Genomic DNA, 23,448 nt, shown 5'->3' with positions numbered 1-23,448 from the left:
TTACGGTCGATATATTCAAAAAATCGCCGATATAATTTTTAAACCTTCTTCATTATCCTAACTTCACAAGGCTGTAGTTCTTCTTCCCTTTACGAATAATAATAAATCGTCCATCAAATGAATTCTCTACCGTAACATCCGTACCTACATCCTTTACTTTTTCGCCATTCATAGAAATAGCTCCGTTATTAATATCTTCACGCGCTTGTCGTCTAGATGGTTCAATTCCTAGATCAACTAGCCATTCTACGATGTTTTTCGTCTCTTTTGAAGACTGGAATGTTGGCATTTCTTTAAAGCCTTGCTCAATTTCATCAGCTGTTAACGATTTAATATCTCCGCTAAATAACGCTGCTGTAATTTTCACAGCTTGCAGCAATGCTTCCTCTCCATGAACGAATTTCGTCATTTCTTCCGCTAATACTTTTTGCGCTTCACGTTTATGAGGCTCTGTTTCTAGCTTCACTGCCAATTCATCGATGCGCTCTTTCGTTAAGAATGTAAAGTATTTCAAGTATTTAACTACATCACGATCATCTGTATTCACCCAGAACTGGTAAAATTCAAATGGTGTTGTTTTTTCAGGATCAAGCCAAACTGCACCACCTGCTGATTTACCAAACTTCGTACCATCTGATTTCAATAATAACGGAATCGTCAATCCGAATACTTTTGCTTCGTGCCCTTCTAACTTACGAATTAAATCTAAGCCACTCGTAATATTTCCCCATTGGTCACTACCGCCAATTTGCAGTTGAACATCCTCTTTCGTGTATAAATGATGGAAGTCCATCGCTTGTAAGATTTGGTACGTAAATTCTGTGAAAGAAATTCCTGTATCTAAACGACTTGCTACGATGTCCTTTGCTAACATGCTATTAATGCTAAAGTTTTTCCCGTAATCACGTAAAAACTCAATAATATTTATTTCATGTGTCCAGTCGTAGTTATTTACCATCTTTACTTCGCTATTTCCGCCAAAATCAAATAGCTTTTTCATTTGCGCTGTTAATGCATCTACATTATGCTGAACTACTTCTAACGTTTGAAGTTGGCGTTCTGATTGACGTCCACTCGGATCACCAATTGTTCCTGTTGCTCCGCCAATTAAAATAACTGGATGATGGCCAGCTAACTGGAATCTTTTCATCATCATAAACGGAATCAAATGTCCGATATGCATACTATCACCAGTCGGATCAACTCCGCAGTATAGCGAAATCTTTTTCTCTTCTACTAGCTTACGTAAACCTTCTTCGTCAGTCTGTTGATTAATGGCGCCGCGCCATTCTAATTCATCAATAATGTTCATCTTTTGTCATCCCCTTTATTTTTTAAAAACAAAAAATCCCTATGTCTATGACATAGGGACGATGATTCACCGTGTTACCACCCAGTTTGTATAAATAGTATAGCTACTCATACCACTCTTAGCAATAATATCGATTGCCAATCCGCTTAGCATTACCTAAGATACTCCAGAGTGTAATTCGCAAATTTGTTTGTGCTAGGTTCCAGCATCCCCTAGCTCTCTCGTTAACAGTGACAAACTGCTACTGGGCTCTTTCAACGTATGTTATTTGTTAAATTATTAGCCATTATATTGAATTGAAAACAAATTGTCAACAATACCCAAATATTATTTTAAAATAATTCGCAGTTTCATACGTATATGTTATTCTTTATCTTCTCCAATAATCCTTACTTCACGCTCTAACTTCACGCCAAATTTCTCTTCAACTGTTTTTTGTACGAAGTGAATTAAATCAATGTAATCTTGTGCTGTTCCGTTATCAACATTCACCATAAATCCAGCATGTTTTAGAGAAACTTCCACTCCACCAATTCGCTTACCTTGTAACCCTGAGTCTTGAATCAATTTACCAGCAAAGTTATTTGGTGGGCGTTTAAATACACTACCACATGAAGGATATTCTAGAGGCTGTTTTGACTCACGTTTAAACGTTAAATCATCCATTTTTGCTTTAATTTCTTCATGTACACCTTCTTCAAGTTCAAATCTCGCTTCAAGAATAATGTAATGGTTGTTCGCAAATACACTCTTACGATATCCAAATTCAAATGCTTCTTTCGTCAAAGTACGTAGCTCTCCATCACCTGTCATTACGACAGCTTCTGTTAATACATACGAAATTTCACCGCCGTATGCACCTGCATTCATATATAATGCTCCGCCAACTGAACCTGGAATACCACAAGCAAACTCAAGCCCTGTTAAGTTATGTTCTAATGCAATACGTGATACATCAATAATTGCTGCACCGCACTGTGCTACAATCGTCGTTCCTGTTACAGTAACACCTTTAATATGAATTAAACTTACTGTAATCCCGCGAATTCCACCATCTTTAATAATAACATTCGATCCATTTCCTAAAAACGTAACTGGAATATTATATTTGTTCGCATATTTAATAACTTCTTGAATTTCATCATAATTTGTCGGCGCAACGAACACATCTGCTTTTCCACCAACTTTAATATGCGTATGATTCTTTAACATTTCATCTTGTTTCACATGACCTTCAGGCAATACCGTACTTAAATATTCATAAACCTCTTGCATATTCATTTTACGATTCCTCTATTTCTATATTCTTTTTATCCCGTTATACGGGCCCATAATATCCCCACATACATGAACGAACTTAAAGTGGTGGATACAGTGTACCCAAAATCAATTCGAGACACCTATTAACCTCTTAATTTATAAGAGGTGCCACTCATATTAAAATATATATTGCATAATAAAGCAACCCAAATGGGCTACTAAACTTGACATGTCATCAGAAAGACAACAATTTGTAAAATATATTACTTTTTCAAAACACTACCCTTCAGTATCTTACTATACCACACGAAAATAAAGTGGTATTTTTTTGTAATCTTTACTTTATTTTCATCAACAAAAAAGATGCTTTTACATAGGTAAAGGCATCTTTTTCATTACTTATTTTAAATTACTTTTCGTTCTCTTCTTTTTCTTTATCAAACCATAACAGTTCATCGTTATCCACTTCACCATTATAATTGATTAAGATTTCTTCTCCTGCTTTTATATCTTTATAAGCATAGAAGTTAAATGTATGATTCTCAAAGACAATATCATACGTCGCATTCGGTGTATATGAATGATTGAATAACATGCCGTATCCTAAAAGGATTGCCGTATGATTAATCCCATACTCAAATGCGTAGTCAGCAAGTAATGTTTTCTCAATGTGTTCATGCTGTTCATTCGGATAAGAGATAACTGGCGCTGCGTGTATCAACTCACCTTTTTTAATATCACGAGTTGCAAATACACCTCTATTAAATTCTCCATCACTAAGTTCAGAAGTCTTAACTTCGATCATATACGTCACCTATTTAATTCTTTCTTTGAAGTATTTTAATTCCGCTATTAGCTGAATTTCATCTTCTTAAGCTTGGCAGAAAACGAGCAGAAAAGCAATTAAAATCCGAGCAAGTCTTCGTTTAAATGAAAAAAGGGCACAAACGTTGTGCCCTTTTTAAGTGATATTACTTTTCTAAAATATCTTCTAACAATTTCACTTGCTCGCTAACAGTATGTAATGTCTTCACAGATGTATCATTTCGATGTTTTTCTTCTTCCACACTTGCTAACACTTCTTCTGTAGCCGCAGAAGTTTGCTGGATTACATTGGAAGCATGTGTAACATCCTTTACGATATTCGTCGTTTTAACTTGGAAACTTTCTTGATGACCGACGATTTCTCTCATTACATCATTAATTTCATCAATAAATTTCCCTAAATCCGTTACATTTGTTAAAACACTTACTAGCATTTCATTACATTCTTCTTGTACTCTTTCTGATTTCTCTACTTGCACTTCTACCTTACTTGCTTGATTACTAAAATCCTTCAAAATCCCTTGAATTCTTCCCGCAGAACGATTCGATTCTTCGGCAAGCTTTAATACTTCATTCGCTACAATCGCAAATCCTTTTCCATGCTCACCTGCTCTTGCGGCTTCAATATTTGCATTTAAAGCTAGTAAACTCGTCTGACTTGAAATATTCGTTATTACATCTACAATCTCATTAATTTGCTTCGACTGCATCATTAAATCTCTAAATATAACTCCTGATTGTGAAACAACATCATTTAAACTTTTCATATTTGCTTCAAAGTTTCTTAAAGTATGTACACTACCCTTTGAAATTTCTAAGCTTTCATCAATACGAATCGATGCATTTCTTACTTGAGAAATGATTTGTTCAATATTTCCCTCCATATCATTCAATACTTCTACCGAACGATGCATCATCTCTGATTGTGATTGCGTACCAACCGCTACCTCTTCAAAAGCGAAATTAATTTCACTCATTGACTCCATCGATGTATTCATATTTTGTCTTAAATAATTGAAATTACGATCTAGTTTTACAACCGTTTCCTCAATAAGTCTTTGCGTTTCTTCTAATTCCTGAGCTTTTCTCATTACTTCTTGCTTCTCATCACTTAAACGAGCTAGCAAGTTAGAACCAATTTTCGTGACGCCCCACATAGCGATTGTTACGATTGCTAACAAGCTTGCGAAGTTTGCAGCTTCAGATGCAGCTGTATAAGCAAAAAATTGCTCTGGCCAATAACTACAAAGAATAAATGTGATTACAACTGCCACTCCGCCTAGAATTACAACGAGACGTTCACTTAAATAAATAAGTGAAACGGCTAGTGTAAAATAGACCATTTGAAATACAGCTGGGCTTTCATTAAAAGCTTGTACCATAATGAAAGACATCATAAGTAACATAAATGTCATGATATATTTATACGTCGTTTCCATGCTTTTTATAAAAGTAAGAAGTGTTCCAAATACAACGACAGAAATGCCACAAACCCAAAACGCGATTGCTCTCTCTGTAAAAATATATCCGTAATACCCAATTGCGATGATTCCAAGGAAGAAACTACAAATCGTAATAAACAGCAATAAATGATTTTTCTGTGATTCTTTCTCAAGGTTAGAAAAACAAGTTTTCTTTAACCATTCCATATATAGTCCCACCTTCTGCACTTAATTACTTCAGCTTAAATACCGCACTCACTGGGTTATGATCACTATTTTCAAACTTTAAATCTTTTCCTTGCACATTTACAATCTCAACATTCGGTGAAACGATAAAGCCATCAATAATCGTGACGAAGTTTTCACCTTCTACATATTTCTTCACATCGTCTCTCACCGTCATAACAGAAGGATCTACCGCCCATTTAAAGCCACCATCAGTAAAGTCCTTCGGTAACTCTACTAGCCACTCAGGACGCTCCTTCACAAACTTTGGATCACTTAATTGAACATCAGAAACTAATTGATTCCAATCTCCGCCCATTATTACGTAATCACCTTTTTCATAATGCTTGTTCATATATTCTTTTAAAAACTCTACTTGCTGTTTTCTAATTTTCCCGCCTTCATCGTACGCAGACAAATGTAAGTTTACGAGTCTAACATGCTTTCCATTATTAACAGGGATTGTATGTTCAACAATCGCCCGATCTAAATCAAATAAACGCTTCGGCCAAGGCTCCATTCCAGGAAGCTGGAATCTCTTCGCTTCTTGAACAGTGTATTTAGAAAACGTACTTAACCCAGCCTCCGCATATCCCATTGGATTTGTTATTGGCACTGGAACCCATTTCGTATCGTAGTTCTTGCCAAATGACGAAACATAATCAGGTAATCCTTTTTTCAAAAATTCATGTTCATTCACATCAAATGATCGAAGTGATTTTATATCAACTTCTTGTAGTAGCGCAAAATCACTATTCTCATTTTGTAAAAACGAAAGCATATTCTTTAGGTTAACTTTCGTTTGCTCTTTACTACTTGAACCAGATCCCTTTCCCCCATCCATAAAGAAATCTTGCTCCTTATCTAATCCAGCATATCCAATATTAAATGTTGTAACTTTAAATTCATTTCCTGTCGCTAATACGCGCTCTTTATTATTTTCCACCTTCAAACTTACACTATCCGCAGGCTGTTCTTTAGTAAGTGTCATATACCCTAAAAAACCACCTACAACTCCCAATCCTACTAAAATACATATAAGTACTATTTTTAATAATTTCTTCAAATAAACGCCCCTTTTCTAAAACACATAACTTAATTATCTTTATTTTCAGTTAACTAAAACTGAATGACAGACATAAGAAATATTTTATCATATCAAAAACCTTATATCACTATATTTAGTTTATAAACAATAACTCTTGCTCTTACATTATCAAAAATACAAAATCCCCTAACTCCTTCACTGGAAATCAAGCGCAATGTTTAGTACACTATATGTAATAATCATAGGCGATGGAGTTCGCCATAAACGCTGCTTAGCTAATGACTCCTACCAGTATAACTACTGGTAGGAGTCTATTTTTTTGAGCAAGCTATTTAAAGAGGTGAGAAAATTGATTTATATTATCGTCGGCATTGCCGGTATATTAGGGGCCCTTTCTCGTTATTATTTAGGTCTTACGATTCATGAATCTTGGCATTATACATTTCCACTAGCTACATTACTGATTAACTTAGTCGGCTGCTTCTTATTAGCGTGGCTGACTACGTATATCGCTAAGCTCAACATCTTATCTTCAGATGTAATCACAGGCATCGGGACAGGATTCATTGGTTCTTTTACGACGTTTTCAACATTTAGTGTAGAAACTATTCAATTGATCAATCATTCCGAGTGGAGCATAGCCTTCTTATATGTATCATGCAGCATACTTGGTGGCCTCATTATGTCTGGACTTGGCTATACACTAGGTAATTTCTTACTTAAGAAACATCTTACGGAAGGTGATCACTTATGATGGAAGCTTTATTAGTCGCAACAGGGGGATTTTGCGGTGCGATTACGCGATTTGCAATTAGCAATTGGTTTAAAAAAAGAAATAAAACTTCCTTTCCAATTGCTACATTTCTCATTAATATAACAGGAGCGTTTTTACTCGGATATATAATTGGCAACGGAGTCACTACAGGTTGGCAATTATTATTAGGTACTGGATTTATGGGTGCATTCACAACATTTTCAACTTTTAAACTAGAATCTGTTCAGCTTCTCAATCGTAAAAGCTTTAGCATATTCCTTTTATATTTAAGCGCTACTTACATAGTTGGTATCCTCTTCGCATTCCTTGGAATGCAGCTAGGCGGAATATAAAAAAGAAAGCGACTCTTATCAGTCGCTTTCTTTCATAAGAAATAAGTCCCACCATATGGAATGGAAAAGAAACTAGCTGGATACACATCATAATTCACACTTTGCATCGGAAATTGTGAGTATGGCATATACTGTCCTTGCATCATTTGTGCCAAATATGCTTGTTGCTGCATTTGAATCGCTTGATTCATAGCATGAATGGTCTCCTGCGCCCCAGCGAGCGTAATAGCTGCTCCCACTTGTCTACCACTATAAAAATAATGATTCATTATGATTCAACTCACTTATTATTTTTCTTCCATATCGTATGTTTCTATTTCATGGTGAGTGTTTTATTTCAATTAACGAGTTCCCTACTATAGCTCTTCCAAACGGTTATTTTGTGCCAAAGTATGCCTTTTGGAACATACACATTCTTATCGCATTATGATAGTTACCGTCAACGAAAAACTCGTCTAACAGTTCACCTTCCACCATAAATCCAACCTTTTTATAAACATGTACAGCTTTTTCATTTTCCTTATCCACCACTAAATAAATCTTATGCATATTTAATACAGAAAAAGCATAATCCATCGCTAAATGCGTCGCTTCCGCTGCATAACCATATCCTTGATAATTTGGATCAATAATAATTTGAAATTCTGTTCTACGGTGAATATAATCGATTTCCACTAATTCGACTAATCCAACCATTTCATTGTCTTTTTCAACGATAAATCGGCGTTCACTTTGATCATGTATATGTTTATCGTATAAGTCTTGTAGCTCCACAAATGCCTCATACGGCTCTTCAAACCAATACGACATAATATGTGCATTATTATTAAGTTCATGTACAAACTTTAAATCTTCTCGCTCTAATGGACGCAATTTCAATTCCTGATTCATTTCTATAACCTCCAAGTAAAAGAAACCTCTTCACTTAATTTCTCAATTTTTTTCAATTTCAAACGCCCTAATTTTATTGTAAACCTTTAAGTAACTTGAAGGTCAAGATGTAAAAAAGTAGTGCAAACTTATGTCTGCACTACTACTCTTTTCTCAAATCTCTCATATTTGATATGTATAAAGCAATAACTAAAACAAGAATCGCTCCTGCGTATAATAACGTCTCCATCGGTTCCTCATGAGACACAATAATCAATCGAATTAACGCCGTGATTCCGATATAAATGAAATAACGTAACGGGAAATGATAATTCGATTTAAAATACTTAATGATTAATGCTATGAACTCGAAGTATAAGAAATAGACGATGATACTTTCAACTAATTTATATGACGTATACTTCTTCGCTGAAAATATGTATTGAATAAAAGTAATCGTCTCATTAATTAAAAAGATAGATAAGACAATGGATAATATAATTAGCGCTATATTTAATATCCACTGTAAAACACTCGCGATAAAATAATCGATATTAAATTTCATTTTCTCATTAAACTCCCCTTCGTATAAGTACTTATTCATTATAGCAAAATTATAATTGAAGGTGAGTTAAATCATATTTTCGTCCTTTATTAGCGCCGGTGTGTGGGATGTTCATTGTTTGGAGGAGTCTTTTAACCGCAGAACTAGATTGCATATTAAGAAAATCCCTCAACTTGCTATTAGTAGTTATCATTCCAAACAGAAGTGTGTAGTCTTGTAAAGCACGTAAATGAGCATTTTTAGACGTACTATTACAGTTTGAGCAGCGCCATCCCTGTTTTTCTTTTAACATTGCCATTGTAAAACATTCCTCACATTGCACGCCCTTTAGCAATTCCTCTTTTTTCACTTTATATTGTGCAAGAATATTTTGTCGCTGCGGAATGTGCTCATTCATAATTTGATTTATAAGTCTATCTACATTATCAATTACGTCTTCTTTATATTGACTTTCCATTTGTTTAATTCTATTAGGTAAATTTGCACCGTGGATAATTTTATTAGGAAGCATTTCATCTGAAGTTTTAATAATTGTACGAGGAGAACTAATTACAACGAGAGATTCAATCGGAATATTATATAAACCATGCAAAATCAGCCATTTTCTCAGCTGCATCTCTTGCCGTTTCACTTGTAAAAGCGGATCTGGAAACCCCTCTTCTGAAGTACCATCTGCGATTCGAATGAGTTGATTAAACTTTGCATCAAAAATTAACGTACCAATGATATTTTTTATTTCAAGAAAAAGAAGAAAACATGAGGAAACTATGAGGGCATCAATTTGAAAATAATGTTTCTGATCAAACAATCTGATGTCATGTAAAATGCTATATTTTGTTTCAGATAGAAAACTAAGCGGATATTCAATTGCCTGCTCTCCTTTATAGCCAGCCATAAATTTCGCTAGACTTTCAACCACCACATTCCTTTTTGGATGATGAGCAGGCAATCTTCTAAGTAAAGCTTCTAATTGAAGCAAATGTACGGACATTTTCCGTTCTTTCACAATCATCTTTATTCCCCTCCAAAATATATCAGCGATTTTTCAAATATATCAGCGCAACTCAAATTATATCGGCGATTTTCGAAATATATCGTCGCAACCCAATTTATATCAGCGATTTTCATAATATATCGACTTACCGACAAAAAACGACACAACATACACACATAAAATCCTATACACAGTATAGCATCACATCTAAAATCGCACTGTAAACATAATATGAATCCGCCCATTTAATTACGCCGTTTTCAAAATGAGAGATTTACATTCACCTCATGTAAAAGACCTTTTTATAAGTATGAAAAAATTTTAGGAATTAGTTTATCTTTTTTTAATGTTTTATTTAGAGGCAGTTTATACTCGAGTATTAACATAATAAACGTAGTAACTATTACTATAATCACAAACCGTACAACTTACATTTATAAAATGAGGAGACGATAAAAATGAACAAAAAAACGAAAGCACTATCATCTATATTGCTCGGACTCACAATCGCACTAACCGGGTGCGTTGGTACGAAAGCCGAAGAAAATCATAGTAAACCGAAACAAGAACAAGCTGCTAAAGAAACAAAAAAGGAAAATAAGTTAACGAAAGGCCAAAAAATGGCTAACATTCTTAGCGACACAAATTGGCAAGGTACACGAGTATTAGATAAAGATAAAAATGACTTAACAAAAGAAAATGCAAACTTCATTGGTCTTGCAAAATATGATGCAAAGTCAGGAAGATATGAATTCTTTGACGCTAAAACAGGTGCAAGTCGTGGCGATAAAGGAACTTTCTTTATCACAAATGATGGGAAGAAGAGAATATTAATTTCAGAATCAATGAAATATCAAGCTGTTGTTGATATGACAAAGCTAAATAAGAATGTATTTACTTATAAACGAATGGGGAAAGATGCTAACGGTAAAGATGTAGAAGTTTTCGTTGAACATGTTCCATATAAAGAAAAAGAGCTTTCTTTCACTGATCCGGACAAGCAGCTGAACACGACTACAGGCGATATCGTTAAAAACGTTGATGGAGATAAGATTTTAGGCGGAACCCTTTGGCACGGAACAAAAGTATTAGATGAAGCTGGTAATGATGTGACACAGTTTAATTCGAATTTTATAAGTCTAGCAAAATTCGATGACAAGTCTAATAAATATGAATTCTTCAATAGCGAAACAGGCCAAAGCCGCGGTGACTATGGCTACTTCGATGTGTTGCATGAAAATAAAATAAGAGCTCATGTTTCAATTGGAAATAATAAATATGGTGCGGCTCTTGAACTTACTGAACTAAATAATAAGAAATTTACTTATAAAAGAACTGGTAAAGACCAAGCAGGGAAAGACATCACTGTATTTGTTGAACATGAACCTTATACAGGTGATATGAAACCACAATTTAGTTTTTAATTTGTTTGATTAAAAATCTATATTTGATATTTAGAACATGAAGAAGCATAAGCTGACCAAAACGGTCAGCTTATGCTTCTTTTTACATGTAACAACCACTACAGCTCTTCAATTACCTTCGTTAGCTTTTGAAGCGCTGATAAAAGATTTGTTAATTCTTCAGATAAAAAAACTGCTGCCTACAAAATCTAGACAGCAGCTACAGTATACATTTTATAACTAATAAACAGCAATCGGCCCATAAGGACCTTTAATAATTTCTATTCTTGTTTCAAAAATATCTGTCAAAAGCGTTGAGTCCATAACTTCTTCTACTGTTCCAAAAGCAGCAATTTGTCCATCTTTCATCGCACAAATTTTATCAGAGTATTTAGCTGCAAAATTTATGTCATGCATAACAGTCAAAATTGTTCTTCCAAATTCATTAGCCGCACGTCTCAAATGCTCCATCATTTGAACAGATCGAGCAACATCAAGGTTGTTCAGCGGCTCATCCAAAAGTACATATTCAGTCTCTTGGCACAATACCATCGCTACATATGCCCTTTGTCTTTGACCACCAGAAAGCTCATCTAAATATCTATTCTCTAAATTAGTTAAATCTAGGAAGTCGATATATTTAGAAATAATAACTTCATCCTCTTTCGTTAATCTTCCCTTTGAATAAGGAAAGCGCCCAAATCCAACTAATTGTCTAACCGTAAGCCTCGTTACAAAATGATTTTCTTGTCGCAATATAGTTAAAACTTTTGCTAAGTCTTTTGATTTGGATTCAGAAACATCCATATTTGCTACCTGGATTTGTCCTTCGTCCATATCTAAAAGTCTACCAATCATCAAAAGTGTCGTTGACTTTCCAGCCCCATTCGGTCCAATTAAAGAAGTAAAGCCCGCTTTTGGTATTTCAATATCCAAAGGTCCTATTTTTACCTTATCAGTATAGAACTTTTTAACATTATCAATTTTTATCATAAAGCCCTCTTCCTTAAAACTATAGTTAAGAATATAATTCCACCAAATAATTCAATAATAACTGAAACTACACCTTGAGCATGGAATACATGATACATTAAAAAGTATGCGCTCGTCATTATTAAAAATCCGATTGCAAAAGCCATTGGGAAAATATATCTGTGATCATACGTCGATGCCGCCTGATAACTCAAAGTCGCTACTAAAAAGCCGTAGAAAGTAAGTGGCCCAATTAGAGCTGTTGAAATGGACATTAAAATAGCTACTAATACAAGCGTATAAATTACACTAGGTTGATATTTAACTCCAAAGGAAGTAGCAACATCCTTTCCTAATGACAAAACGTTCAAATTCTTAGAATGAGCGAAAATTAATACTGCCACAATTATGATCATAGGAATTACAATAGGAAAATAAGCAGGATCTGCATGATTAACAGAACCAAATAATCTAGCTTGTAAAATATCAAATTCTGAAGGCACAAGTAGTTTTCTCATGAAAGTTGACACAGAATTTAGCCCGGTACCAATAATAATTCCAACTAAAAGCATAAGTTGTAAGTTCCCGTATTTACCGGAAAGTAGCCATCCATAAAGTATCAAACTCATGAAGACCATAACAACGACTTGAAATAAAAATGATCCAATTCCATTAAAATTGATCAATGCACTAACACCAAAGAAGAATACTGTACTCGTTTGAATTGCTGAATAAAGTGATTCGAAACCTAAAAGTGACGGAGTAATAATCTTATTATTCGTAATGGATTGGAAAGCAACTGTCGACAAGCTATGGCAAACAGCTGCAATAATCATTGCAACAATAGCTACTATCCTTCTCTTAACAACTGGGATAAAAGAAGGTGAATCTATCGGAACTGGATTGTTATACACTAAAAGTCCATATGAAGAAAGAAGGCCTAAACCAATCAATGTGATTAGTAAAATCCAATAACGTCTTGCTTCTTTCTTAAAACGAAAAGCGCTAGCTGATCTACTTTCATTATGAAGGCTAGAATCGATTTCGACATTTTCTTTATTTTTATATTCTAATGTGATCATCGTAGCCTCCTTGGTTTTCTTTGTCTCAATAAAATAGTAATAAACACAACTGCTCCCACTGTTGCAAGTATTAAAGAAACAGGTAGTTCAAACGGCTTTATAATTGTTCGAGAAATGATGTCACAAGCAGTTATTGTCCCCATTCCGATCAGACACACCCAAGGTAAATTACTTCTAAGATCATCACCTCTAAACATGGAAACAATATTTGGAACAATTAACCCTAAGAAAGGTAAATTTCCAATAACAGCTGCAACAATTCCAACGGCAAAAGAAATAAGGGCCGTTCCAAAAAGAACAATTCGGTTGTAATTAACTCCAAGGCTTGTTGCAACATCTTCTCCTAGTCCAGCTAAAGTCAATCTATTCGCATACATAAAAATAAGCAAAGTAACGATAACAATCAGCCATAAATATTCGTATCTTCCCACCTGAATGTTAGCAAATGAACCTACAAACCAAGTTTCAATACTTTGCGTCATTTGAAAAAGAAGTCCCATAAAAGTAGACACTGCAGAAATAACTGCTCCAAGCATCAATCCAATAATTGGGACAATTAAAGACGAACGAAGCTTAACTCTTCTTAAAAATAGAAAGAAAATCATAGTTCCTATAAAAGAAAAAATGATTGCACCAGTCATTCTTTGAACTAACGTCGGGGAAGGAAACAATAAATACACAAAAAGCAGGCCTAAGCCTGACCATTCAATAGTCCCCGTTGTAGTAGGTTCAACAAAGCGATTCTGTGTAATGAGTTGCATGACAAGTCCTGCCATCGCCATCGCAGCTCCAGTAAGCATTAATGCAGCTGTTCTCGGAACGCGAGTGATGAAAAACATCTCTGTTCCGTCCTCTTGTCCACGTATATCATAAACTCCAGTAAACAGTGATATAATCCCTAAAATTACAACAATTATAATCGCTATTATAAAAGGTTTTGTCCATAATTTATTGTGATTATAAAACTGGGGTTGAGAAAAATTCTCAACCCTAGAAATTATATTTTTTGACACTGTTTCGTACTCCTTTACACTACTTAGCTAAAGTTTTTGCCATATTTCCAAATAACTCTATATAAGTTTGAATTGATTCATTTGTGTAAGTATCTTCTGGTGCATAAATAACTTGTTTCTTAGAAACAGCAGTTGTGTTTTGAAGAGCAGGTGATTTAGAAATAACATCCTTAGCAGGTGTTGACTTAGCTGCATCAGATGTTGCAGCATCACGATCTAATACAAAAATCCAATCAGGATTTGTTTGTGCAATAGCTTCAACAGAAACGTCATCACCTTTATGACCTGCAGTAGAATTAGAAACTTCTAACGCTGGAGTCCAACCGAAAATTTCATACATTGGTCCCCAAACACGACCAGAGTACGGCGCAGCAAAGCCAATATTACCACCAGTAACGATAACACTCATAACTTTATCTTTTCCGTTATAAGCAGATTTTGCTTTTTCAATAGATTTATCGAAATCAGCTACTAATTGTTTAGCTTCTTTATCTTTATTAAAGATTTTTCCTAAAGTAATTGTAGAATCCTTAAGTCCTTTTACTAAGTTTTCTCCAGGCTTAGTAGCTTTCTCAGAAACATCAAAATTAAGATCAATAACAGCTGCATTTGGCACTAATTTTTTGATTTCTTCGTAATGATCAGCAAATCTTTGACCAACAATTACAAGGTCAGGGTTTGCAGCGGCAATAATTTCAAGATTTGGTTCACGGTGATTCCCAATATTTTGAACTTTTTCATCCTTTTTATATGCTGAATCAGCAGGCATAATATCCTTTGGAGCAGCCGCTAATTTAATTCCCCAATCAGCTAAAGTTTCAAACGTTCTATTATCTAAAGCAACTACATTCTTTGGATTTACAGGAACAGTAACTTTTCCATGCGCATCAGTGATTTCAACCGTTTTTGGCTTATCACTACCATTATCTTTAGTAGCCTTCGAAGTTTCTTTACCTGAATCTGAGCAAGCTACTAACATTAAAGTGAAAATTGCTAGAATACTTACTAATTTTAAAAGCATAGTTTTTTTCATACGTATACTCCTTATTATGTAATTTATTTCGAAAATGATGACTTCCAAAGATTGAATTAGATAATAACTGCTATTCACCTAAATCAATATTGATAATCATTTTCATTTGAATATCCTGTAAATAAGTATAGTCATTAATTATGTGAAAATCTTGTGAATGGTGTGAGTTAATAAAATTAAAAATAAATTTGATACGGTCTCAACTAATGCGCAGCAGATCCATCCCCCACACCTTATAAAACATGGTTTTTACTGCAAAAAAATGACTATTTCCTGATAGCAATCTTCTTTTTATAGTTTCTGTCTTTTCATATTTCACAGAAACTACTTTATGATCTTATTTTTATCATTCAACCATTGAATAGCCTCTGCCATGTATTGTTTGAATATATCTATTTTTCTTCTCACACTTTAACTTTTTTCTTACATACCCAATATATAAGTCTACTACATTTGGATTTACGACTACGTTATGTCCCCAAACTTGGTTCAAAAGCATTTCACGGCTCAATATTGTATTTTTATTCTTGATTAAAAATACAAGTAAATCGTACTCACGCTTCGTAAGCGAGAGATTTTTACCACCTTTTTTCACAATATTGCTAGATGCATCAACAAAGAGATCTTTAAACTGATAAAAGGTTATCTCATTTTGCTGGTTACAGTTACTTCTCCTTAAAATAGCTTGCACCCTTGCTACTAATTCTTCTTTCGCAAATGGTTTTCTTATATAATCATCAGCTCCTGCTTGTAACCCTGCTACGCAATCCTTGCTAGAAATATTGTCGGTCACAATAATGATGGGTGTCATTTTAACAAGTCGTATTTTCCTGCAAATTTCTGGTCCAGATATACTTAATGAATCCCAATCTAATATGATAATATCCCAATCTTGTTCATATGCTATATTTAAACCTTCGTTTTCATTGTGAAGTTTTAAAATGAAATGGCCTTCTTCCGTTAAACCGCTTACGATTTTCTTTGCTAAAGACCGTTCATTTTTAATTACTAACACCTGCCTCACCGATGGTTCACCTCTACTTCAATATAACTTAGTTACATAAAAAATTATTTAAGATTTATAAATATTAAATCCCTAAAAAATCCATTAAAACAGCTTATTAGGAGAACTCTATATAATCTTACAATAGGTATAGATAGAAACACAAAACATATTAAGATTTGAATAAATTGATTTTATTAATAAAAACTCACCAATCGGGCATTTACGATCAGCTATAGTATCTACCTGCTTATCATCCATAACCATTCTTTATTTTCTGTTTCAGGGGTACTGCCTCACCCCTATCAACTTAAGTATTTTATAAAAGAACAAAACAAAAAGAACCATAACCTCACCAACCTGGCAAGATTATGGTTCATATCATACAATGTGATTTGAACCATAACTCAGCCACAATTTGAACCATATTATTGCCATAATTCACTCTTTTTTTAGAGGATGTTTATAAAATATGAAGCATATCATTGCCCAAAGTTCTTAATTAACCCATAACCTTGCCACTATTTTCAGTTTTACCTCCAATTACATATTCTTAATTCAATTAGTATCACATAAAAATTAAAAAATCATAATTATTATAATAAAATTCCTGTGAGGGAATTGGTAGACGCTCTCGACTTGCAACCCAGTATCCTTTTGCGACGTGTGGATTCGACTCTCGCCAAACTCATCACAAAAAGCACCTTTTCAGGTGCCTTTTGTGATTTTATAATGCATCTTACTTTTCTCTTATTCGTTATAAATAAAGCTTTGCTAATTTCCAGTAGAGTTAGAAACTATTCTGTAAAGACAACCAACACTATGTTACTAGCGATACCCTAATTTCTTTAATAAATCTAGGTAAGTTTCTCGAAAAACTGGTTTAAGGAGACAGGCTGGTTCAGAAAGATGTTTAGCAAGCTGGTGTCCACTGGGATAAATCCCTTGCTTATATAGGTTATAAGTATGATGCTCAATTTCTTTAATAATTCTTATCTTCCGTTCTTCTTTCATCTTTAATTGATAACTTTTATATCTCTTACTAATTTTATTACATACTTCTGAGAAATTATTTCTTCCTGCAGAACGAGAAATCTCTAATTTCTGTAAAATTAAATATAAACTCAAATCTTCATATAAATTATCATTTACAACCTTCTCTAACGCTTCTTTTCTTTCATCGTTTCGTTTTTTGATAATGCTATCTTTATGTATCTTATGTTTCAATTTAATTTTCCGATATAAATTAGGGAAATGTTTTTTTATTGTAACTGGTGCATACCCATACTTTATACGTATGTCAGCTAAGCTTTTCGATCCAGTTGATTCTAATTCTTTTTCTAATACATCTTTTAAACTCGATTTCTTAAATTGCCTACTCTTTATATTCATTTTCTTTTTACTATCTTTTGCTTTAATTATTAACATAAGGTTATTCATTTCCTCTTTATATTGAAAAATTTCCTTTGTAAGAAGATTATACAGCTTAACATTAGAGTGGTAAGAGAATTCAAAAAGAGAGTCAATAGATGGATATTTCCTTCCATTTAACCAATTAAATATAGAAGTTGGATTTACAGAAAAAAACTCTGCTATTTCCCTTCTATAAAGACCTAATTCTTCCTTGATTTCTTTTATAATAATTATGCTTTTATACTTTAATGGTACCTCCAACATCTTCGGAGCCATTTCTAATAATAGACCGTAATTATTGACCAATGCTTTCTCTTTGCTAGTTACGTAATATTGAGCTTCTTTAATTTTATAATTTTTAGTTTCTCCTAACCATTCTTGACAATACTGACAATACCCCATACGAATCTCCCCGTGTAGATACATCAATTTCTTTGAACAATTCCAACATTTTTCGGATAACCTACTCTTATGCACTTTACAATATTTACTTCCTCGCAAATACCAGATTAACGGTTCATAAATAGGGCTTTCTTGCTTTTTCCATTCATCTAAACAAGCTGAACACCATTTCCTATGATTATCTAATATTTTTCTCACATTTATAATTGATGTCCATGACAGCATAGTTAAATAAGTAATATCGTTCCTTACCGTTAATTTCTCTAATGCTTGTACATAATCTAAACAGATATCACCAAAGCCATTTATTCCTTGCGTAACTGATGATACTCCTTGAGTATGTAGCTTATTTCTTACTGATTCATGCTTTAATTCTTTAACAATAATTCTTTTAATTAATACTCCAACCTTAACATTATGGATATAAGCTAACCTTGAGATATAGCTAGTCAAACTTTCTACATAGGGAGTCCCTAATCCTATAGGCTCTATTGAATAAAGTGTACTAACATCTACTTTATATTTATTGCTTATCACTGGATCTATACTTTGAATCCCCATTATTTCACTTCCCTATTACATCACGTTTCGCTTTTCTAACGCCTACATTTTTCTTTGAGTTACCATGCAGATTTGAAGATACTTGATTAACTGAATCTACATTAAATTTATCTAGTCCCATTCTTACTCGCAATTCAATAACTTTATCTTTATCTTCATTAAATTTATCTTCACCTACTTTAATTTCTTCCATCATTACTTCTATTTTACTAATCGGTAAAGCGTACTTTTTCAAAGACTGTAAACTGATTGTAGCCTCACCATTGTTTAAGGTACCAACTAAGCACCGACTAAGCCAATCTTTCAAAACTCCTACACATCCCAGTGTACGCTCATATATGAAATCATAATGATTTATTAAATCTGGTTCTTTCTCTAAGGGGAGTTGTTGCTGTAAATTTGCTAAAACATTGACAAAATGTTTTAGTTCATCAATATTATTGGCATTATATCTTGCAAAGTGAATGTCTGTAACCCTTCTACTTAATTGTCCACTTAAATTAATAAAATCAGCTAAATCATAATGACCAACAAGAATATGTAATACACCAGATATGTTTGCTAAGGATTTAATAACATCTAATTGCAAGTGCAACGTTTTTCCACTTGCAATATTTGAAAAATGTTGAGCTTCATCAATTAAAAAAGCCAACGGCTTTCTATAATAAAATGCTTTTTCTAAAGAACGCCTTAATTCAGGAGATGTTCTTTTGTCATAAGGACTTATTTTTGTTCTACTGCCATCCTTTTTTAAGGTATCGTAATCTACCTTAAAATCAATTAATGGTTCATTTAAAGCTTCTAATGCCCTTTTATAATAAGCTTTCCAATTAAATCTTCCTAATTCTGGAGAAGGTAACTCTAAACCTGTAATGGGTATCCTGTTATCTATGTCTTGTTTTTCAGAACACCATTGATAAATTTTACGTACTACCAATTCTTGTACAGTAGTCTTTCCCACCCCAGTTGGACCAACTACCATAATTAAATTACTTCCAGCCGGGTTTTTAATACGTTCAACTAAATCCTCTACAATATTCTCCATAATAGGATGTTCAACTTTTACATATTGTTCAAACCATGTCCCTCTTTTTTCACTAGACTCTAATAAAAGTTCTTGGGGAAAATTTCTTTGCGAAGACATCATTACCCTCCCTCACCAAATCGCTTTAATGGCTTAAACTCAAAATTCAATACATTAATCTTTTCCTGGGTAGTAAATGCTTCCTCAGCTTCTTGTTGATTTTCAATAATTAATCTATCACCTTTCTCTTTACTAGTAATTGATTGCATTTCTCGATCTTTAATTGCCTGTTCAAATGCTTTTTCACTTTTTTCGCTCTTGTTAATAAATTCGGCTATCATTTTTGCAGAAATATTAAACGACTTATTATGATTCTTAAACCTTTTTTTGAGCTCAGCCGTAATATGTTTTAACTCTCTCTCTGTTCGATTTCTAAAAATTGAATAGTACTCCGATATACATCTAACCCATTTATTATTTACATATGCATAAGCGATACTGATATCATATGGATCGTATCTAACAGCTACATTTGTATTTTCCACTTTTGGATTACTAAATTCACTACACCAGTAATATTTATAATCAATTTTCACACCACGCCCTACATGCACCTTTGCTGTACCTTTAGAAGTTGAAGGCAGGGTTAAAACCTTAAATTCATCATCATAACGAATTAACTTAAATTCTCTAGTGCCACTAATCGCAAAACTCTGCTCGCAACATTCTAAAGGGGTTTGCCCTAATGCAGGATGAGAAAGCTTATGATATACTTCTTCAAACCATTCATTTAAATATCCATATAATTCTTTAATCGTCCATACCGCATGAGTTTTGGGATTTACGCTTTTGGTAACTTGACGAACATCTTTCATAATCAAAGTATTGCCTTTTAAATTATGAATAAACATTGTATTAGTCGTCCCAAACATCCTTTCAATTACAGAACCAAACCTAGACTTAGCAGGCGGTCTAGATTTTTTTGTGATTTCAAAGTATGCTAATAATGTTTCAAAGTACACACTACTAAATTCTTTTCCATTATCTACAACAACTATTTGAGGCAATCTCGAATGTCTTCTAACACAATCCCTCATCACCATCATGACCGAACGATAACTAGGTGGATCAAACGTTAAAAAAAAGGATAAAATTTTTCTTGAGTAAGCATCTGTCATAAGGGTAAGCCATGGTCTTCCTAAGGATTTGTTTGTTTTTGAATCAACGAGCTCAATATCTAATTCTGTATGATCAATGTGACAAACATGAAAAACTCGCTCCCCATGTCTAGGTGTTTTTAATTCTAGCTCCCAATAAAATTGTTTGTAATTGTATGCCGCTCTTTTCCCTTTTCTCTTTTCTACCTTTAATGCTTTTGGCCGTTCTTTAATATAATTTGTAAATGTTTTATAGCTTGGGGCAATTATTCCTTTTTCTTCACAAACATTAATTAATGAGCCATATACAACTCTCATTGACTTTTGTTTATTTGTCTCATAATCTTTTTCAATGTATTCGTTCATCAGCTCGATGGATTCCAGTGGTAATTTATCACTTCTATTACCTCTATCTTTACTTTTAGGAATTAAGCCTAAATAACCGTTTCCATATAAAAGTTGTGCTTCTTTAAATTTTTTAGTCCATTCCCTAATTGTTCTTGAAGGGATATCACTATCCTCACTTAATTCTCCATTTAGCTTTTTCTTTACTAGCTCATATCTTCGATTTGCAATTTCATAATCACCTTGTTTAGCTTGTATAAGTATCTCCCTTCTTATTTTTTCTTTATCACGATTCATTGTATTAATTCCTCTAATACTTCCCTCTACAAATAAATCCACAAATACATTTTCCGGAACTTTAACAACTTGTTCTTCTGAAGACAATAGAGTTATCTGTTCATTACCATTATTAATAATTAGATACTGATTACCATCCCACATTACATTAGTACCTATATCAGTTCTCACTATTTCAGGTTTACAATTTTCTTGTTGTTGCTCATTAATAGAACTATTCATAAAAGAATGATATTGTTCAACGCTTATGTATACAGGATTTCTGTCGGGTTCACTAAGTAAATAAGTATTTAAATCAACATAAATTTCATTACATATTATTAAATCGTATACATAATCTGCTGAATATAAATTAGAAGATTGAATTAAATCTTGAAGGGATATTCCTGGAGAATTTTTAATTATATTAAAGATAACATTTTTAGTATCACTCGATACATTTTGTTGACCAGCTCTTATATAATCATCTAAAAATTGAAAGTTACGAGACAATATCCAATTAATTTCACTATCTGATCTAACTCTAAATTTTAAAGCCTGCTTCATTGCCCATTGTTCCGCCGGTGGTGAACACCATTGCCCTGTTTCATTTTTTTTATATCTTACTGGCTCTTTTTCAAATAATTTTATAAGTTCTCTTTCAGTTTTCCATTCTTCAAAGTAAATAGCATCTTTTGTAATGACTAAAAAGTCTGGAGTATAGATAGGAGCTACTTTTCTGCCATTAGACTTTTGATATTGAAGTTTAATTTTAGTTGGTTGATCATAGTACTCTAAAACATTTGGGTCATTCTCCATCATAAAAATAGCTGGTAACTCAACCTTAGAGGATTCATATTGAATTGTGTAACCCATTTTTTTACTAGGATATGTTCCACAAACATTATGATGACCACCTCCCACACGACGTACAGGTTCAGAAACACGTATATAATTTATAAGTTCTTGAGTTTTCTTAGGTATATGTAACTTTAAACATAGTTGCTCAAATTCAAAATTACTTAACATAAATAAATACCTCCCATCACCTCATTTTAATAGCATCTTTAACCACGCTTCACGCATTTGTTTTTCATGTAAAAGACCTGGCTTATCTAAAATTCTTTCAACTTCCCTGCGGCTAGGATAAACTTCATTTTCATAAAGAAATTTAACTGCTTGATCAATACTTCTTATCAATTCAAGATCTCTCTTACCTTTTTGTTGAATACAATATTGTTTATATTGATCTACAATAAGGCTGCATATCTCAGGAAAATTAGCCATTAGTACTTTCCTATCGTACCCTAATATTCTCGAGACTTTTGATAGCGAAAAAGAAGGCTCATTTGAAATAAATGCCTCTAATTTTCTTTGTAATTCCTGCTGATTAATTTCTCTTCTTATTAAAATTTCCCCCTCTCGTTTTTGTTCGGTTTTTGTATTCAGTTTTTGATTTAATTGGAAATCTCCATTTAAAAACTGCATTAAAGGAATATTAATACTACAACAGATATCTAAGATTTTTCCTATTGAAGGTAGTCTACCTCCATAGACCCAATCCCATATCGTCACTTTTGGAATATTAACAAGTCTCGCAAATTCTGCTAAATTTCCATTCGTATAACAGTTAATCGATTGAAGAAGAGCATAAGAAATAAATTCCTTATTATATTTTTGAGCTAAAAAAGAACGATTAGCTATTAATGTACTCACCTCTTTGGCTTTCAACAACTCTATATTATTCTTTATTTCTTTTGGTACACTTGCTCCCAACCACTTATTACAGTAAGGACAGTATCCAATTAAACTTTTTCTATGTAGAATTGGTAAGTGCTGACCACACGAACAACAGCTATCTTGCAACTCACAATTATGTTGTGCACAAACCTTGACAGCTTTAAAAAACCAAATCAACGGATAATAAACAGTGTCTTCTTCCCATTTTTCCAAACATAATGGACACCAAGCTAAGTTACTATTCAGTAAATCTCTTGATGAAATCAAATCTTTAATTTCTATCAGTGTTGTATCTTTTATATCTGTAATCAACGATTGTAAAATACCCAATAACAACGGTTTTAAATTCCCCAAAAATAACAGATAATCGTTTCGA

The 23,448-nt window shown here is 33.4% G+C and carries 21 protein-coding genes, 1 riboswitch and 1 other annotated feature; of the genes, 3 read left to right on the top strand and 18 right to left on the bottom strand.

Going from position 1 to position 23,448, the window contains the following annotated elements; translation table 11 throughout:
- Positions 1-52: 52 nt before the first annotated feature.
- From tyrS to PDQ33_RS20765, 5 genes are all read right to left on the bottom strand, one after another.
- Positions 53-1,312 carry a tyrosine--tRNA ligase gene (gene tyrS, locus PDQ33_RS20785; protein ID WP_270394280.1) on the bottom strand — a complete coding sequence of 420 codons (1,260 nt, stop codon included), beginning with the start codon at positions 1,310-1,312 and terminating at the stop codon, positions 53-55.
- 51 nt (positions 1,313-1,363) lie between these two features.
- Positions 1,364-1,579 (bottom strand) — a binding site (T-box leader).
- A 96-nt stretch (positions 1,580-1,675) separates the two neighbouring features.
- A complete protein-coding gene (gene murB / locus PDQ33_RS20780) occupies positions 1,676-2,593 on the bottom strand; it encodes a UDP-N-acetylmuramate dehydrogenase (RefSeq protein WP_061131789.1) in 918 nt (305 codons plus the stop codon).
- Positions 2,594-2,981: 388 nt separating this feature from the next.
- Entirely contained in the window at positions 2,982-3,377 is a 396-nt protein-coding gene (locus PDQ33_RS20775; protein WP_000573649.1) for an SET domain-containing protein, read from the bottom strand.
- A gap of 166 nt (positions 3,378-3,543) precedes the next feature.
- Positions 3,544-5,046, bottom strand: a complete 1,503-nt coding sequence (locus tag PDQ33_RS20770; RefSeq protein WP_000455055.1) for a DUF4077 domain-containing protein — start codon at positions 5,044-5,046, stop codon at positions 3,544-3,546.
- Positions 5,047-5,071: 25 nt separating this feature from the next.
- Positions 5,072-6,130, bottom strand: coding sequence for an endonuclease/exonuclease/phosphatase family protein (locus tag PDQ33_RS20765; protein ID WP_270394281.1), 1,059 nt, complete (start codon positions 6,128-6,130; stop codon positions 5,072-5,074).
- 217 nt (positions 6,131-6,347) lie between these two features.
- Positions 6,348-6,407: riboswitch (Fluoride riboswitch) on the top strand.
- A 54-nt stretch (positions 6,408-6,461) separates the two neighbouring features.
- On the opposite strand from PDQ33_RS20765, the gene crcB (PDQ33_RS20760) reads away from it, so the two are divergent.
- Both crcB (PDQ33_RS20760) and crcB (PDQ33_RS20755) read left to right on the top strand, forming a co-directional pair.
- On the top strand, positions 6,462-6,866 hold the full coding sequence (gene crcB, locus PDQ33_RS20760; RefSeq protein WP_000639336.1) for a fluoride efflux transporter CrcB: 405 nt from the start codon (positions 6,462-6,464) through the stop codon (positions 6,864-6,866).
- The gene (gene crcB / locus PDQ33_RS20755) at positions 6,863-7,219 is read left to right on the top strand and encodes a fluoride efflux transporter CrcB (protein WP_061131791.1); all 357 of its coding nucleotides are present in this window, start codon (positions 6,863-6,865) and stop codon (positions 7,217-7,219) included. Before crcB (PDQ33_RS20760) ends, crcB (PDQ33_RS20755) begins: the two co-directional genes overlap by 4 nt.
- 32 nt (positions 7,220-7,251) lie before the next feature.
- Here crcB (PDQ33_RS20755) and PDQ33_RS20750 read toward each other — a convergent pair whose 3' ends face one another.
- The 4 genes from PDQ33_RS20750 to PDQ33_RS20735 all read right to left on the bottom strand — a co-directional run bounded on the left by PDQ33_RS20750 (position 7,252) and on the right by PDQ33_RS20735 (position 9,666).
- Positions 7,252-7,491 carry a DUF3947 family protein gene (locus tag PDQ33_RS20750; protein WP_033671843.1) on the bottom strand — a complete coding sequence of 80 codons (240 nt, stop codon included), beginning with the start codon at positions 7,489-7,491 and terminating at the stop codon, positions 7,252-7,254.
- Positions 7,492-7,594: 103 nt separating this feature from the next.
- Positions 7,595-8,110, bottom strand: coding sequence for a spermidine N1-acetyltransferase (gene speG, locus PDQ33_RS20745; RefSeq protein WP_270756508.1), 516 nt, complete (start codon positions 8,108-8,110; stop codon positions 7,595-7,597).
- Positions 8,111-8,252: 142 nt separating this feature from the next.
- Positions 8,253-8,654, bottom strand: coding sequence for a phosphate-starvation-inducible protein PsiE (psiE, locus tag PDQ33_RS20740; protein ID WP_071742128.1), 402 nt, complete (start codon positions 8,652-8,654; stop codon positions 8,253-8,255).
- Between the two features lie 49 nt (positions 8,655-8,703).
- Positions 8,704-9,666 (bottom strand): nuclease-related domain-containing protein, encoded by a 963-nt coding sequence (locus PDQ33_RS20735; protein ID WP_061131792.1) that lies wholly within the window; start codon positions 9,664-9,666, stop codon positions 8,704-8,706.
- A 440-nt stretch (positions 9,667-10,106) separates the two neighbouring features.
- Here PDQ33_RS20735 and PDQ33_RS20730 point away from each other — a divergent pair, with 440 nt between their 5' ends.
- Positions 10,107-11,072 (top strand): DUF4822 domain-containing protein, encoded by a 966-nt coding sequence (locus PDQ33_RS20730; protein ID WP_061131793.1) that lies wholly within the window; start codon positions 10,107-10,109, stop codon positions 11,070-11,072.
- 219 nt (positions 11,073-11,291) lie between these two features.
- Here the strand turns inward: PDQ33_RS20730 and PDQ33_RS20725 are convergent, their stop codons facing one another.
- From PDQ33_RS20725 to PDQ33_RS20685, 9 genes are all read right to left on the bottom strand, one after another.
- A complete protein-coding gene (locus tag PDQ33_RS20725; protein ID WP_000590068.1) occupies positions 11,292-12,044 on the bottom strand; it encodes a siderophore ABC transporter ATP-binding protein in 753 nt (250 codons plus the stop codon).
- Positions 12,041-13,105 carry an iron chelate uptake ABC transporter family permease subunit gene (locus tag PDQ33_RS20720; protein ID WP_270394283.1) on the bottom strand — a complete coding sequence of 355 codons (1,065 nt, stop codon included), beginning with the start codon at positions 13,103-13,105 and terminating at the stop codon, positions 12,041-12,043. Before PDQ33_RS20720 ends, PDQ33_RS20725 begins: the two co-directional genes overlap by 4 nt.
- Entirely contained in the window at positions 13,102-14,118 is a 1,017-nt protein-coding gene (locus PDQ33_RS20715; protein ID WP_061131795.1) for an ABC transporter permease, read from the bottom strand. The genes PDQ33_RS20720 and PDQ33_RS20715 overlap by 4 nt, the downstream gene beginning before the upstream one ends.
- A 19-nt stretch (positions 14,119-14,137) precedes the next feature.
- Positions 14,138-15,151 (bottom strand): siderophore ABC transporter substrate-binding protein, encoded by a 1,014-nt coding sequence (locus PDQ33_RS20710; protein WP_270756507.1) that lies wholly within the window; start codon positions 15,149-15,151, stop codon positions 14,138-14,140.
- A gap of 346 nt (positions 15,152-15,497) precedes the next feature.
- Positions 15,498-16,175: a response regulator transcription factor gene (locus PDQ33_RS20705; protein WP_001250243.1), complete on the bottom strand. Its 678-nt coding sequence runs from the start codon at positions 16,173-16,175 to the stop codon at positions 15,498-15,500.
- A gap of 807 nt (positions 16,176-16,982) precedes the next feature.
- Positions 16,983-18,530 carry a TniQ family protein gene (locus PDQ33_RS20700; RefSeq protein ID WP_061536032.1) on the bottom strand — a complete coding sequence of 516 codons (1,548 nt, stop codon included), beginning with the start codon at positions 18,528-18,530 and terminating at the stop codon, positions 16,983-16,985.
- 4 nt (positions 18,531-18,534) lie between these two features.
- Positions 18,535-19,674: an AAA family ATPase gene (locus PDQ33_RS20695; RefSeq protein ID WP_270395121.1), complete on the bottom strand. Its 1,140-nt coding sequence runs from the start codon at positions 19,672-19,674 to the stop codon at positions 18,535-18,537.
- Positions 19,675-19,676: 2 nt separating this feature from the next.
- A complete protein-coding gene (locus PDQ33_RS20690) occupies positions 19,677-22,361 on the bottom strand; it encodes a TnsA endonuclease N-terminal domain-containing protein (protein ID WP_061536030.1) in 2,685 nt (894 codons plus the stop codon).
- 21 nt (positions 22,362-22,382) lie between these two features.
- Positions 22,383-23,448: TniQ family protein (locus PDQ33_RS20685; protein WP_270756506.1), on the bottom strand; the 1,066-nt coding region annotated here is incomplete at its 5' end.

The organism is Bacillus cereus group sp. Bc031 (genome assembly GCF_027716265.1).
Taxonomy (GTDB): Bacteria; Bacillota; Bacilli; order Bacillales; family Bacillaceae_G; genus Bacillus_A; species Bacillus_A paranthracis.
This window is presented reverse-complemented; position numbering and strand designations above follow the sequence as displayed.

What these genes read in the sequence shown, in the direction of transcription:
- tyrS (WP_270394280.1), bottom strand. Translation starts at nt 1,312, where the DNA reads ATGAACATTATTGATGAATTAGAATGGCGCGGCGCCATTAATCAACAG.
- murB (WP_061131789.1), bottom strand. Translation starts at nt 2,593, where the DNA reads ATGAATATGCAAGAGGTTTATGAATATTTAAGTACGGTATTGCCTGAA.
- PDQ33_RS20775 (WP_000573649.1), bottom strand. Translation starts at nt 3,377, where the DNA reads ATGATCGAAGTTAAGACTTCTGAACTTAGTGATGGAGAATTTAATAGA.
- PDQ33_RS20770 (WP_000455055.1), bottom strand. Translation starts at nt 5,046, where the DNA reads ATGGAATGGTTAAAGAAAACTTGTTTTTCTAACCTTGAGAAAGAATCA.
- crcB (WP_061131791.1), top strand. Translation starts at nt 6,863, where the DNA reads ATGATGGAAGCTTTATTAGTCGCAACAGGGGGATTTTGCGGTGCGATT.
- speG (WP_270756508.1), bottom strand. Translation starts at nt 8,110, where the DNA reads ATGAATCAGGAATTGAAATTGCGTCCATTAGAGCGAGAAGATTTAAAG.
- psiE (WP_071742128.1), bottom strand. Translation starts at nt 8,654, where the DNA reads ATGAAATTTAATATCGATTATTTTATCGCGAGTGTTTTACAGTGGATA.
- PDQ33_RS20735 (WP_061131792.1), bottom strand. Translation starts at nt 9,666, where the DNA reads ATGATTGTGAAAGAACGGAAAATGTCCGTACATTTGCTTCAATTAGAA.
- PDQ33_RS20730 (WP_061131793.1), top strand. Translation starts at nt 10,107, where the DNA reads ATGAACAAAAAAACGAAAGCACTATCATCTATATTGCTCGGACTCACA.
- PDQ33_RS20725 (WP_000590068.1), bottom strand. Translation starts at nt 12,044, where the DNA reads ATGATAAAAATTGATAATGTTAAAAAGTTCTATACTGATAAGGTAAAA.
- PDQ33_RS20720 (WP_270394283.1), bottom strand. Translation starts at nt 13,105, where the DNA reads ATGATCACATTAGAATATAAAAATAAAGAAAATGTCGAAATCGATTCT.
- PDQ33_RS20710 (WP_270756507.1), bottom strand. Translation starts at nt 15,151, where the DNA reads ATGAAAAAAACTATGCTTTTAAAATTAGTAAGTATTCTAGCAATTTTC.
- PDQ33_RS20700 (WP_061536032.1), bottom strand. Translation starts at nt 18,530, where the DNA reads ATGGGGATTCAAAGTATAGATCCAGTGATAAGCAATAAATATAAAGTA.
- PDQ33_RS20695 (WP_270395121.1), bottom strand. Translation starts at nt 19,674, where the DNA reads ATGTCTTCGCAAAGAAATTTTCCCCAAGAACTTTTATTAGAGTCTAGT.
- PDQ33_RS20690 (WP_061536030.1), bottom strand. Translation starts at nt 22,361, where the DNA reads ATGTTAAGTAATTTTGAATTTGAGCAACTATGTTTAAAGTTACATATA.